At 64.2% G+C, this 13,199-nt stretch carries 12 protein-coding genes; 6 read left to right on the top strand and 6 right to left on the bottom strand.

Annotation, left to right across the window (positions count from 1 at the left end; translation table 11 throughout):
• Window positions 1-33: 33 nt before the first annotated feature.
• Window positions 34-1,203 (top strand): hypothetical protein, encoded by a 1,170-nt coding sequence (locus ACQY4Y_RS13165; protein ID WP_428491067.1) that lies wholly within the window; start codon window positions 34-36, stop codon window positions 1,201-1,203.
• A gap of 22 nt (window positions 1,204-1,225) precedes the next feature.
• Here the strand turns inward: ACQY4Y_RS13165 and ACQY4Y_RS13160 are convergent, their stop codons facing one another.
• Window positions 1,226-2,083 carry a hypothetical protein gene (locus tag ACQY4Y_RS13160; RefSeq protein ID WP_428491066.1) on the bottom strand — a complete coding sequence of 286 codons (858 nt, stop codon included), beginning with the start codon at window positions 2,081-2,083 and terminating at the stop codon, window positions 1,226-1,228.
• A gap of 147 nt (window positions 2,084-2,230) precedes the next feature.
• Window positions 2,231-2,572 carry a YraN family protein gene (locus ACQY4Y_RS13155; RefSeq protein WP_428491065.1) on the bottom strand — a complete coding sequence of 114 codons (342 nt, stop codon included), beginning with the start codon at window positions 2,570-2,572 and terminating at the stop codon, window positions 2,231-2,233.
• 166 nt (window positions 2,573-2,738) lie between these two features.
• On the opposite strand from ACQY4Y_RS13155, the gene ACQY4Y_RS13150 reads away from it, so the two are divergent.
• The 4 genes from ACQY4Y_RS13150 (at window position 2,739) to ACQY4Y_RS13135 (ending at window position 7,488) form a co-directional block, all read left to right on the top strand.
• Window positions 2,739-4,766, top strand: coding sequence for a thioredoxin domain-containing protein (locus tag ACQY4Y_RS13150; protein WP_428491064.1), 2,028 nt, complete (start codon window positions 2,739-2,741; stop codon window positions 4,764-4,766).
• Window positions 4,767-4,865: 99 nt separating this feature from the next.
• Window positions 4,866-6,770 (top strand): potassium transporter Kup, encoded by a 1,905-nt coding sequence (locus tag ACQY4Y_RS13145; protein ID WP_428491063.1) that lies wholly within the window; start codon window positions 4,866-4,868, stop codon window positions 6,768-6,770.
• 56 nt (window positions 6,771-6,826) lie between these two features.
• Window positions 6,827-7,069 carry a hypothetical protein gene (locus ACQY4Y_RS13140; protein WP_428491062.1) on the top strand — a complete coding sequence of 81 codons (243 nt, stop codon included), beginning with the start codon at window positions 6,827-6,829 and terminating at the stop codon, window positions 7,067-7,069.
• Window positions 7,069-7,488, top strand: a complete 420-nt coding sequence (locus ACQY4Y_RS13135) for a PIN domain-containing protein (protein WP_428491061.1) — start codon at window positions 7,069-7,071, stop codon at window positions 7,486-7,488. The genes ACQY4Y_RS13140 and ACQY4Y_RS13135 overlap by 1 nt, the downstream gene beginning before the upstream one ends.
• Before the next feature lie 9 nt (window positions 7,489-7,497).
• Here the strand turns inward: ACQY4Y_RS13135 and ACQY4Y_RS13130 are convergent, their stop codons facing one another.
• Entirely contained in the window at window positions 7,498-8,136 is a 639-nt protein-coding gene (locus ACQY4Y_RS13130) for a hypothetical protein (RefSeq protein WP_428491060.1), read from the bottom strand.
• Between the two features lie 103 nt (window positions 8,137-8,239).
• Here ACQY4Y_RS13130 and ACQY4Y_RS13125 point away from each other — a divergent pair, with 103 nt between their 5' ends.
• Window positions 8,240-9,073 carry an MBL fold metallo-hydrolase gene (locus tag ACQY4Y_RS13125; RefSeq protein ID WP_428491059.1) on the top strand — a complete coding sequence of 278 codons (834 nt, stop codon included), beginning with the start codon at window positions 8,240-8,242 and terminating at the stop codon, window positions 9,071-9,073.
• Between the two features lie 55 nt (window positions 9,074-9,128).
• Here ACQY4Y_RS13125 and ACQY4Y_RS13120 read toward each other — a convergent pair whose 3' ends face one another.
• The 3 genes from ACQY4Y_RS13120 to ACQY4Y_RS13110 form a co-directional block, all read right to left on the bottom strand.
• Window positions 9,129-9,698, bottom strand: a complete 570-nt coding sequence (locus ACQY4Y_RS13120; protein WP_428491058.1) for a c-type cytochrome — start codon at window positions 9,696-9,698, stop codon at window positions 9,129-9,131.
• A gap of 7 nt (window positions 9,699-9,705) precedes the next feature.
• Complete coding sequence (locus ACQY4Y_RS13115) at window positions 9,706-11,589, bottom strand: PQQ-dependent dehydrogenase, methanol/ethanol family (RefSeq protein WP_428491057.1); 1,884 nt, start codon at window positions 11,587-11,589, stop codon at window positions 9,706-9,708.
• Window positions 11,590-11,900: 311 nt separating this feature from the next.
• Window positions 11,901-13,124 carry an ABC transporter substrate-binding protein gene (locus tag ACQY4Y_RS13110; protein WP_428491056.1) on the bottom strand — a complete coding sequence of 408 codons (1,224 nt, stop codon included), beginning with the start codon at window positions 13,122-13,124 and terminating at the stop codon, window positions 11,901-11,903.
• Window positions 13,125-13,199: the final 75 nt, after the last annotated feature.

The following is a 13,199-nucleotide window of genomic DNA, read 5'->3' as shown; positions in this document are numbered from 1 at the left end:
TGCTGAAATGCCTCGGCGACAGGGAGGAAAAAAATGGTCACCACAAAACCAGATCGTGGCCGTGCGCCCAATCGGGCTCAATCCAGAACTACGCCGCAGGCCAGGACAACGACGCGGGCAATCCGATGGCAGACCATTCTCGGGACGCTCGCGGCCGCGGCGGTCTCGTTATGGCTGGTCAATCCGGCGCACGCCGCACCGAACGTCAACTGCGCGCCGGACCGCGCCGTCAGTTTCATCTGCGGTGTGACCAACGTCGAGGACTTCGCACCCATACCGGATACGAAATGGGTGATCGGCAGCGACCTGTCGACACCCAGCCACCCGCAGGGCTACCTGCATCTGTTCGACACCCGCAACAGAACCGCCACCGCGGTCCAGCCAGCGCAGATCGCCGTCCGCCCCGACAAGAAGTCCTATCCCGATTGTCCCGGCCCGGTTGACATGAAGACCTTCGGCCCGCACGGGCTGGACCTGACCCGAGGCGGCGCCCACCGCGTGCTGTACGCGGTCAACCATGGCGGCCGCGAATCGGTGGAGGTGTTCAACGTCGATCTGTCGAGCGCCAGGCCTCGCTTCACCTGGGTGGGCTGCATCGTCGCGCCCAAGGGCTTCTGGCCCGATGCCGTCGCCTCGCTGCCGGATGGCGGCATCGTTGTCACCAGCCTGTGGGACCCCACCGATGCCGATCGCCTGAACAAGCTCAGCAACGGAAAGCCCGTCGGCGCGCTGGATGAATGGCATCCCGCCAAGGGCTGGTCGCCGGTCGCCGGCACCGAGGCCATGTCCGGGCCGAACGGCGTGGTGGTCTCGCCCGACGGCAAGCGGATCTATCTGGCGCTGTGGTCGGGCAAGCAGGTCGCGCGGATCGATCTTTCCAGCACGCCGCCGAAAGTGGATACCGTGCCCACCGCTATCCTGACCGACAACGTGCGCTGGTCGCCGGACGGCAAATCGATCTTCGTCGGCGGCCAGGACGTCACCGTCAAACAGGCGCTGGATTGCTTTGAATCCAATGCGACCAACTGCAACGTACCGTTCAAGATCTACCGCATGGATCCGGCAACGCTGAAGCTGACCGATGTGGTCAAAAGTGGGGTGTATGGCGTGATGGGTGCCGGCACCGGCGCCATCCAGGTCGGAAACAAGATCTGGGTCAGCTCGTTCCGCGCCGACCGGATTGGAATCTTTCCAGACAAGTAACCGCCACCACCGCGGCCGAACGTCACCTTGACCCGGTGGCGAACCCGGCCGCCTCGGCCTGTTGTTTGCTTGGAAACCAAAGCTTCGCCGGGGGCACCGCGAAGATGCTGTCGACGAAATTCGGGGCGACGCCGCCGGCCAGGTAGGTCTGCCGATCGAACTCCTCGATGCTGACCAGCGCCTGCGGCGTCAACGCGGCGGATGCATAGCTGTGGAAGCCAAGCGTCCCCGAACCCTGCAGCAGCCGATTGCGTCCGGCGAAAAACACGATAGTGCAGGCCGATACGCAGCGCCGCTCGACCTCGGTGTCCAGCCCGCGCGCGCGGATCATCGCCGCGATCTGCCTGGCCTGCGCCACCAGGCCGCCCTCGCTCGACAGCCGAACCACGACCGGGCGGGACGCGTCGAGCACGCGGCCAAACTCCACCGCCGAGGTCGTGCCGATCGCGCCCTCGAATTCGATCACCCGGCCGCCCTCGCGCAGCATCGTGCCGGGCACCGCAACCGATCCGCCGGCGAAGACCGCCCGCCCGATCGGCAACAGCAAGGCCAGGATCTGCAGCACCGAGGCGAGCACGCTGAAGCTCAGCAACGCCTGCACAATGCTGGCCCGGCGCCAGCGACGAATCTCCCGCGCTCGTGTCGCCGACCGCCAGGTGCCCAGGATTTGCCAGCTCTGCGCGCCGACCCACAGCACCAGAACCGCCAGGGTAAAGAAAAGACACGCGACCGGGACTTCGCTGCTGGCTCGTCTGACCCACGCCACGCCGAGGCTCATCACCGCGCCGCCAATGGCGCCCAGCAAGACGTGGTTCAGCCAGAAGCTGACGCCAAGCGAGAGCTCTCCGCGCCAATGCCGTTCCAGGTACCCACCGATCATGATTGCGGTATAGCAATGGGAGCTTAAAGATCCGCTAATGCGTCATGCCGGCGTATTGCCGGATCAGGCCAGGCTTTCCCAGCCCCTCGCGCTGTCCCGCCTGCATTCTCGGCCTGCGCCTATTGGTTTGCTCCATGCCAAACCTCCTTACCAAATCGCCACCTCGTCCGATCGAAATGCATCCGCGATGCGACGCACGTTGCCGGCCGGGTCGACCACCAGAACATCGAACCGCACGCCGTTCGCGCCCCAGTCCGGATGCTCCGCCAGAATGATCTCGCAGGCGCCGACCAAACGGGACTGCTGGCGTGCGGTCAGCGCGATGGCCGCCTCGGCCAGGGTGGGGCGAGACTTGACCTCGACGATCGACAGCAGCCCGGCCTTTTCCGCCACCGCATCCACCTCTCCCGCCGCGGTTCGCAGCCGGCGCGCCAGGATGGTCCAGCCGTCTCGGAGCAAGGCGCTGCATGCCGCCTGCTCCGCGGCCATGCCGCTGGCATGGGCAAGGCGACCCCGATCGCGGCGAGCGTGCATGCGGCCAGGATGGCGGTCATTGGTTAAGATCCGGTGTATCGATGCCACGGCCGCCGGACCCTGGCATCGGCAGGCCCGCGCCCCACATCGAGGCTTCACCCCAAACCACGGGAGCCCGGCCATGGTCGCACCGGAAAACCTGCTGCGGCAGGAAACCTCTCCCTATCTGCTGCAGCACGCGCACAATCCGGTGCATTGGCGCCCTTGGGGCAAGGCCGCGCTCGACGAGGCCAAGGCAGCCAACAAGCCGATCATGGTCTCGATCGGCTATGCCGCCTGCCACTGGTGCCACGTCATGGCCCACGAATCGTTCGAGGATCGGCAAACCGCGGACCTGATGAACAGCCTGTTCGTCAACATCAAGATCGACCGCGAGGAACGCCCCGACATCGACCACATCTATATGTCCGCGCTGCACGCGTTGGGCGAGCAAGGCGGCTGGCCGCTGACCATGTTCACCACCCCCGACGGCACGCCGTTCTGGGGCGGCACCTACTTTCCGCCGGAACCGCGCTGGGGCCGGCCTTCCTTCCGCCAGGTGTTGCAAGGCGTCGCCAACGCCTTCCACACCGGCGCCGAAGCGGTTGGTCAGAACAGCAGGGCGTTGACCCAGTTCCTGGAACAACAGGCAATGGCGTCGGTCGGTGACGCCCCCGGCCCGGCGCAGCTTGATGCCGTGGCAGGGGCCTATCTGCGGATGACCGACCCCGATCAGGGCGGCCTGCGTGGGGCTCCGAAATTCCCCAACCCGCCGATCTATCGCCTGCTGTGGCAGAACGCGTTTCGTACCGGTCAGCCGGAAGGTCAGGTCGCGCTTCACCTGATGCTGGAGCGGATGTCCCAGGGCGGCATCTACGACCATCTCGGCGGCGGTTACGCCCGTTACTCGACCGACGCCGACTGGCTGGTGCCGCATTTCGAGAAGATGCTCTACGACAACGCCCAACTGCTGGAACTTCTGGCGCTGGCTTACGCCCATCGGCCCAACCCGCTGTACGCGCAACGCGCGGCGGAAACGGTCGGCTGGATGATGCGCGGCATGACCGCCCAGCGGGTTGACGGCAAAGCCGGCTTTGTCGCTTCGGAAGACGCCGATAGCGAAGGCGAGGAAGGCCGGTTCTATGTCTGGACCGAGCCGGAGATCGACGCTCTGCTTGGCGCGGCCTCGGGGCCGTTCAAGACCGCCTACGACGTCACTTCGACGGGCAACTGGGAAGGCAACACCATTCTGCGCCGCGTCGCGGCGTTGGGCTCCCAGGACCAGGAAGCCGACCTTGCCCAGGCGCGCGATATCCTGTTCCAGGCTCGCGAAAAGCGAGTCCGCCCCGGCTGGGATGACAAGGTTCTGGCCGACTGGAACGGTCTGGTGATCGCCGCGCTGGCCCGAGCATCCGGCGTTTTCGGGCAACCCGGCTGGATCGAACGCGCCCGCGAGGCGTTCGACTTCATCCTGGTTCGGATGGAAGCTGCCCATGGCGGCGTCGAGCACGCCTGGCGTCTGGGCCGGGTCACCGCTCCAGGGTTGATCGAGGACCAGGCCGCGATGGCCCGTGCCGCCATTGCACTGTATGAGGCAACCGGCGAAGCGTCCTTCCTGGCCGTCGCCGAACGCCTTGCCAATGCCGCACAGGCCGCCTTCGCCGACGGCCATGGCGGTTTCTACTCAACCGCCACCGGGGCGCTCGATGTCCCGCTTAGCCGCCCGCGCACCGCCGCGGACAACGCCACCCCGTCGGGAAATGGCATGATGGCGGAGGTTTTCGCCAGGCTGTTCCACCTGACCGGTAATGCGGACTGGGGCGCGCGGGCAACGGCGGTGCTAACCGCGTTCGCCGGGCAACCGGACCAGCTCGCCGGCATGCCCGCGCTGCTGGCGGCAGCCGATCTGCTGGACGCAGCCACGACCGTCGTGATCGTCGGGCCGCCGGACCCGGCAAACGCGCTGGTGCAGGTCGCAGCCAGCAGTCCTGACCCCGCCACCGTCGTGCTGCGCACCGCCGACGCCGGCCGTTTGCACCCTGGTCATCCCGCCTTCGGCAAGACCGCGCCGGCGGGCCAGGCAGCAGCTTATGTCTGCCGGCGCAACGTCTGTGGGCTGCCGATCGCCGACGCCTTGACCTTGTCCGAAGCCCTACGCACGCGCCTGTGATTCGTCGAGGCGCCAGAATACGCCGCTTCGCCACCTTGGCCACTGGACGGGCCTGACAGCATCGGACATCCGCTGACACAGTGGCGTCGGGGACAGGATATGGGCGGCAGCGAAGCCAGCGGCCGAAAGCAGCGGACGGACTCCGCCGATCGGGCGTTCACCCTGTCGAGCGGCCTTGCGGCACTTGGGATCGTTTTCGGCGATCTCGGCACCAGCCCGCTATACACCTATCAGACCATTGTTGGCACCGTGGGCGGCCACCCCTCGCCGGAGGATGCGCTGGGCTTGCTCTCGCTCGTGGTATGGGCGCTGATCATCATCGTGTCGGTCAAATACTGCATCTTCGTGATGCGTGCCGACAATCGCGGCGAGGGTGGCATACTGGCGCTGATGGCCCTGGTTACCACCGGCAAGGGCGGGCGCCTGAGTGCTGGCCTTATCGTCGCCGGCCTGTTCGGATCGGCGCTGATCTACGGCGACGGCGTGATAACCCCGGCGATCTCGGTGCTCAGCGCGCTCGAGGGCATCAACGTCGCCACCGACGTCTTCAAGCCCTACGTTGTTCCGGCCGCATTGCTGGTCCTGCTGGGCCTGTTCGCCGCCCAGGCCAAAGGCACCGCCAAGATCGGTCGCATCTTCGGGCCGATCATGCTGCTCTGGTTCGTCACCATCGCCGCCCTGGGGACGACCGGTTTGCTTCGCCGCCCGGAGGTGATCGGGGCGATCAACCCGCTGCATTGCGTCCGCTTCATCGTTGCCCATGGCTGGCACAGCTTCGTCGTGCTCGGCGGCGTATTCCTGGCGATCACCGGCGGAGAGGCGCTTTATGCCGACCTCGGGCATTTCGGCCGCAAGCCAATCCGCTCGACCTGGTACTTCGTCGTTCTGCCGGCGTTGTTGTTGAGTTACGCTGGGCAGACCGCGCTGCTGCTGGAGAACCCGGGCATCCAGGGCAACCCGTTCTTCAAGCTGGCGCCGCACTGGGCGGTGATCCCGCTGGTGGTGCTGGCAACGCTTGCCACGATCATCGCCAGCCAGGCGATCATCACCGGCGCGTTCTCATTGACCCGGCAGGCGATGCAGTTGGGTTGGTTCCCCGGCTTGAATATCCGCCAAACCTCGGACGAGGAATACGGCCAGATCTACGTGCCGGTGGTGAACTGGGTGATGATGGTTTGCACGCTGTTGCTGACCTTCAGTTTCGGCAGTTCCGCCGCCCTGGCGGGCGCCTACGGCACGGCGGTTTCAACCACCATGTTGCTGACCACGTTTCTGCTGTTCAGCGCGATGCGCGACATCTGGGGCTGGAGGGTCGCCGTCGCGCTGCCGACCAGCTTGCTGTTTCTGCTGATCGACTTTGGTTTCTTCAGTGCCAATCTGCTGAAGATACGTGAAGGCGGCTGGATTCCGCTGCTTTTAGCGCTGCTGATCTTTATCCTGATGACGGTCTGGCACCGCGGCACCGAAGCGCTACACCGTTCGCAGGCGCAGCGGCCGGAATCGAACGATGCGTTCCTGGCCTCGCTGAACAGCGGCAAGATCACCCGCGTGCCCGGGACCGCGGTGTTCTTCAACCGCAGCGAAACCGCTATCCCCGACGTGCTGGTTCGTCACGTCGCCCAGTTCAAAGCGCTGCAAGAGACGGTGATCAGCCTCACCGTCCGGTTCGACGAGGTTCCTCGGGTTGCCTGGTCCGAACGCGCCGCGGTGGAGCAAACCGCCGACAATTTCTGGCACGTCACGGTACGTTTTGGCTTCATCGAGCGCCCCAATGTCGTCGCCGCGCTGGCCTCCGCGATGGAGAAAGGGTGTAGCCTCGACCTCGACGACGCGGTGTATTTCGCCTCGCACGATGACGTCGTGCGCAGCCCGAACCCGCCACGCCTGCGCAGCTGGCAGCGGATGCTGTTCGCGGTGATGTACCGCAATGCGGTACGAAGTCCGGATCGGTTCGATCTGCCCGCCGACAAGTTTCTTGAGGTCGGTCGACAGATTGCGTTGTAGCCCGCAGGGGGTGAATCGTTTTTGACGCGAGACGGCAACTGCCTTACTGTGAAAACATGAAAAACATCACAGTTTCACTCGACGATGAGACCTACCGCAATGCCCGTGTGCAGGCGGCCGCGCTGGATACCTCGGTTTCGGCGCTGGTAAAGCGTTACCTGACCGAGCTCGGTGCCGGTGACACCGAGTTTCAGCGGCTGAAGCGGCTGCAGCAAGAATTATCGGCACAAATTCCCGCCGATTTCAGCGCTTCGGGGCGCCTCACCCGCGATCAGGTGCATGACCGGAATGGCAGCTGATGGCGCATTTCCTCGATACCAGCATCCTGCTCTATGCGATCAGCCCGCATCCGGCCGAGGCGGACAAACGTTCCGTCGCGGCAGCCTTGCTGAACCAGGATGACGGTGCGATTTCCGTCCAGGTGCTGCAGGAGTTCTATGTCCAGGCAACCCGGCCATCGCGCGCCGGACGATTGCCGCACGATCTCGCCGTAGGATTGCTACGGGCATGGGCCCGCTTCCCGGTGCAAGAGACCACCATGCCGATCGTCGAAGCCGCCCTGGAGATCAAGTCGGCGCATGGCTTTTCGTACTGGGACAGCGCGATCATCGCCACCGCTCGGGCGCTTGGGTGCCGCCAGCTTTATTCCGAGGATATGAGCCACGGTCGGGTGGTCGCTGGCGTTACGATCGTCAACCCGTTCCTGGCGTCCGGATAGGCTTGGCGATCACGTTTCACGGCGATATCGATTCAGACGCAGCATCAGCAGATCGCGGAATTGCGGACGCATCCGCTGGGTCCATTTGGTGTCGGCCGCCTTCGCCCAGGCGTCCGAACGCGACACCGCAGCATCGCGCAGATGGTACAGCGCCAGGAATCGTCGTTCCGACCCAGCATCGGTCGCGCTGAAGCGGCGCGCCGCCAGCACGCCGGGTACCGCCCCGAGCGAGGGCAGGTGTTCAGTATTGTACCACTCGGTGAACTCTTCTTGGACCTCTTGATCGATGTTCATCGAGGCGACCAGCAGCGCGTTCGCGGCGGCCACTGCGGTGCGGTCTCCAGGCAGCAATTGTTCGCCCTCGTAGCGCATGATTCTCCGGCACATGCCGGTGACGCGCTTGGTCCACACCGACTGGTTCGCGCCGGCGACCGCGTGGTACGCCGAACTGGACAGCACGGCAGGGCTCTCCAGATCATAGGTAGCCACGTGAATCTTCGGGTTCTGCTCGTCGATCCAGCGTTCCGCGTTCAGGAACCCTGGCACACCCATGCGCTCCGGGATGTGCTCGCGGTCGTACCAGTCGTGGAACTCATCCTCATGCGCGGTGGCAAAATCGAACGCCATGAACAGCAGACCTTTGGTCATCCGGGTTTCCTCCAGCTTTAGCCCAGCTTGCCACGCGATCCGCCGGCGTTGCCAGCCTTCCCCGTTTGCGGCAAGGATGCCGACCGAACGGAGACCGCCAACAATGCCCTTTCTGACTGAACCGGAGCCAGAGCGCGGCGCCAGTCTTGCGGTGATGCCGGGGATACGCCGCATCGTCGCCAATAATCCCGGCCCGATGACCTATTTCGGTACCAATACCTATCTGCTGGACACGGCGGATGGCCTTGTGGTGCTCGATCCCGGCCCAGCCGACGATCATCAGCATGTCGGGGCAATCCTGCGGCATAGCGGCGGCCAGATCGCGATGATCCTGGTCAGCCATACGCACCATGACCATGTCGGCGCGGTTCCGGCTTTGCAGCAGGCGACCGGCGCCCCCACAGTCGGTTTCCGCAACAGCGCGATCGCCGACTTCGATCCCGACGTCAAGCTCGATCACGGCGGGTCGGTCGCCGGCATGCTCGCGCTGCACACGCCGGGCCATGCGTCCGACCATCTCTGCTTCGCCTTGCCCGCGGCAAACGGCGAGCGTGTTTTGTTCAGCGCCGACCACGTGATGTCGTGGTCGACCAGCATCGTCAGCCCGCCAGGCGGGGACATGGCTGATTACTTCGCCAGTCTGAAACTGTTGCTTGGCCGCGAAGACGATCTGTATCTGCCGGGACATGGTCCGCCATTGCGAGAGCCCCAGGCCTTGGTGCGCGAGATGCTGACGCACCGCATGATCCGCGAGCAGGCGATCGCCAAGAAGCTGAAGGATGGTGCCCTCGATACATATGCGATCATGGACGCGCTGTATTCACAGTTGAACGCGCGGCTGCGCAAGGCGGCGGAGCGCAACGTCCTGGCCCATCTGTTGAAGATGGAAGCGGAGGGCAAAGCCATCCGCGACGGCGAGCTGTGGCGCGCCACATAGTCTAGACCAACTTCTCGGTTGCGGCTACGCCTTGCCGCGATTGTGGCGCAGCAGGTTATCGGCCATTCAGGGACTGTTCGAACGATAATTCCGGCGCAACCAGCTCGCCAGGCCGGTCGCCTTGAAGCGCGGCCTTATAATCCTCGGCCGGAAAGCTGCCGCCAAGTGATTGGATGTAAGCGACAACGAGCCAGATCGAGTCCGGCGGCAGCGCCCTTCCCCACGCCGGCATGCCCTTCGGTCGCCCCTCGTAGATAGAGTTGTAGATCGCAGCCGGGGTACCGCCATAACGCCAGTATGTGTCGGTCAAGTCAGGTCCTACCCCGCCCTTGGCATCGAAGCCATGACAACCGGCGCAGTTCATCTGGGTGAACAGCTGCCGGCCTTGCTCCACCGCTTCTGGTTGGCCAGCGGCTGGATTGGTGATTCCACTGGCGAGGCTCTTGCCGGGAGCTTCCACGAGGTCTCCCAGAGGCACGCGCGCCAGGTCACCTTCCGGTGGAAGGCCGAGCGCCGATGAAGTTGTGCCGTGCTCATTGGCGGCCTGTAAAGACCCGCTTCCCACAAGGCTGCCCATCAGGGCGATCGCCGGAACCGTGCGGAGCATCAGATATCGAGGTTTCATGGCACCCTCACCGTTTACCGCTGGGTTTTTCGGGCGAATTGGCCGCCGGCTGTGCCGTGCCTTCGGTCGGGATCATGGCCGGCCCGCTGCTCGGCGATTCGCCATTGATCGAGAACACGTAGAGGGTATTTCCCCGCGCCGGGAAACCCGCCATCTTGGAGCTCACCATCGCCGCGCCGCCGATCCCGGTATAGACCGCAACATATTGACGACCATCCGGCCCGAGATAGGTCATCGGTTGGGATATCACTCCGGAGCTGAGCCGTTGCGACCACAGCACCTGGCCGCTACGCGCGTTCACGGCACGGAACCAGCCATCGGCGGTGCCATAGAACACCACATCGCCGGCCGTCGCCATCGCACCGCTCATCGTCATGAACTTCTCGCGGATCGACCAGGCCTTCTTGCCGGTAGCCGGATTCCACGCCATGAACTCGCCCCAGTTGCCGCCGGGAGCTGGATGGCGCGTCATCTCCATGCCGTCGTAGGGGGTGCCCGCGATGAACGATACCGGATGATCGGTGACGTCCATGCAGATGTTGAAGATCCCGGCATAGAGCAGGCCGGTGCGTGGCGAGAACGCCGAGGGTTGCCAGTCCTTGCCACCAATGTCTGGCGGGCAGACGTTGGCGAGTTTGACTCCGGGTTTGGGTTGCATGGCGGGATTGACCGTGGGCCTACCGGTCGCGAGGTCGAAGCCGGTGGACCAATTCTGGTAGGCAAAGGGCGCCGCGACCAGCACCTCGCCAGTAGTGCGATCGATCGTATAGGCGTAGGCGTTGCGGTCGAAATGGACCAGGACCTTGCGAGTCCGACCGTTGATCGGCAAATCGATCAGAACGTTTTCGTTGACGCCATCATAATCCCATTGGTCGTGTGGCGTGAACTGGTAGGCCCATTTCGCGGCCCCGGTATCGAGGTCACGAGCGAAGATAGCACTGGTCCAGAGATTGTCGCCCGGCCGCTGCGTCGGCACCCGTGGGCCAGGATTGCTGGTGCCGTAATAGATGAGGTTGAGCTGGGGATCGTAGGAGATCCAGCCCCAGACCGCGCCGGCACCGTGCTTCCACATGTCGGGCGGCCAACTGCTGACGCCGAGATCCTTGCCCTTCATCCAACTATAAAATGGTTTGAAGTCGCTGCCGATCTTCACGATCGAGTCTGGACCGGTACTGTACGCGCGCCACAGCTCCTTGCCGGTGTCAACGTCGAGGGCCGCGATCCAGCCGATCTTGCCCATTTCGCCACCGCTGTTGCCGACCAGGACCTTGTTGCCGACGACGAACGGCGCCATCGTCATCGTCTGGCCATCTTCGACATTGCCCATCTTGATGCGCCACACCTCCTTGCCGGTCTTGGCATCGACTGCGACGGTGTGATCGTCGAGCAGGTTGTAGATCAGCTTGCCGTTGGCGTAGGCGGCGCCGCGGTTGACGATGTCGCAGCACGCCTTACCGATCGCCATCGGCGACGGGTTGGGGTGGTAGGTCCACTTGATCGGCGCGCCCGGTTTGGAAAGATCGAGCGCGTAGGCGGTATTTGGAAATGGCGCCACGAGATACATGGTATCGCCGACCACGAGTGGGGCACCCTCGTGGCCGGCGTTGATGCCATCCGAGAATGACCATGCCATCCGCAGTTGGCTGACGTTGCCTGCATTGATCTGGTCGAGCGAGCTGTAACGCGTATTGGCGTAGTCGCGCGCTTGGCTGTGCCATTCGCCAGGCGGATCGCTTGGGGCCAAATTGGCTTCGGCCCCGGTGATCGAGCCGGATCCGCTCTGTGTGGGTGGCTGGGGCGCTGTGGCTGGGCTTGTTTCGCGCTGCGCGATGGCGGGCGCAGCGGCGGATAGCACCAGCCACAGCCCGAGGGCGATCGCTTGCTTGGCCATGTTTCACACCCACGATTTTTTGTTGGTGGAAGCATAGTCCTACTCGGCTGAGTACCGAAGAAATCTGGCAGCCGATGCCCGCATATCGCCAGAATGTTGATGATGGATCGCCATCCAAGCGTTAGCGTTCCGGTACCGTATCCAATGAGCGTGGAGCGGTGCGGCAAGGCGATGTATCGCGCGGCAACGCAATGCGACCACCAGCCGCCGCGCCAACGCGTAGGTCTGCTCGTAAGCGCCGGCTCCCGTTCGAATTGCAACCGCAACGGGCTGCCAACGCCAGCGGCCCCGACGGTCGGTTCGGGCCCTAATCAAGCCTTGATCAGCGGACAACCGCCATCGGCCAGCGGCCGCCAGGCATCCGCCGGCGGGATCGTCGCCACCTTATTCAGGAAATCATATTTCGATTTCGACTCGGCGACCGGCTTTACTTGCCATAGATACATCACGTGCATCACCCGCCCGTCCTGGCGCACCTTGACGTTGTCGTTGTAGAAATCGTTGACCGGTAACGCTTTCATCTTGGCAACCACGGCGTCCGAATCGGTCGATCCCACCGCTTTCACCGACTTCAGCCAATGGTTGGCGGCGCAGTAACTGCCGGCATGCAGCAATCCCGGCACCATGCCGCCCATCTTCGCGCTCCAGCGCTTCGACCACGCTCGGGTCTTGTCGTCCAGGTCCCAGTAGAACGAATTGGTGAAGGTGAGCCCCTCGCAGACCTTCTGGCCCAGTGCGTTGATATCGCTGATCTGGATCAGCAGCGTCGCCAACCGCACGCCGCCATGCGTCAACCCGAATTCCGCAGCCTGTTTGACGCAGTTCTGCGTATCGGTACCGGCGTTCGCCAGTCCGATGACCTTGGCGCCGGAGGCCTGCGCCTGCACCAAATAAGATGAAAAGTCCGCCGTGCCGAGCGGCGCTCGGGTCGAGCCGAGGATCTTCCCACCGGCGGCCTTGACCGCGTTCATGGTGTCGCGCTCAAGCGCGTAGCCGAACGCGTAATCGGCGGTGATGAAGTACCAGGTGGTGCCGCCGGCCTTGGTCAGCGCGCCGCCGGTGCCGTGCGCCAGGGCATAAGTGTCGTAGGAAAAGTGGATGCCATACGGCGAGCACTGCTTGCCGGTGAAGTCGGAGCTGGCAGGGCCGGTAATCAGATAGATCTTCTTCTTTTCGCGGCATACCTGCTGGATCGCCAGGCCCGAGGAACTCGCCGCGCCGTCCGCCAGCACGTCGACGCCCTCGTCATCGATCCATTGACGCGCCAGCGAGGTCGATACGTCCGGCTTGTTCTGGTCATCGGCCTGCAAGACCTGGATCGGCCGGTCCAGCACCGAACCGCCGAAATCGGTAATGGCAAGCTCGGTCGCAACCTTGTTGCCGGGCCCCCCGACATCACGGTAGGGACCGCTCATATCCGACAGCAACCCGATCTTCACCGGCTTGGACGAACTCTGCGCCCGGATAATGCCAGGCCGAGCCAGTGGCGCCGCGGCCAGTCCGCTGATCAGGATACGACGCGATAGTTTCGACATTCCACTGGTTCCTCCCGGTATCGGACGGCATCGGCTTGCGCGGCGGCGTGGTGCCTTGTAGCGGAACTACGCAAG

Source organism: Rhodopila sp. (genome assembly GCF_965277165.1).
Classification (GTDB): Bacteria; Pseudomonadota; Alphaproteobacteria; order Acetobacterales; family Acetobacteraceae; genus Rhodopila.
Note: the sequence above shows the minus strand (reverse complement) of the source record. Positions and strands in the feature narration are given on the sequence as shown.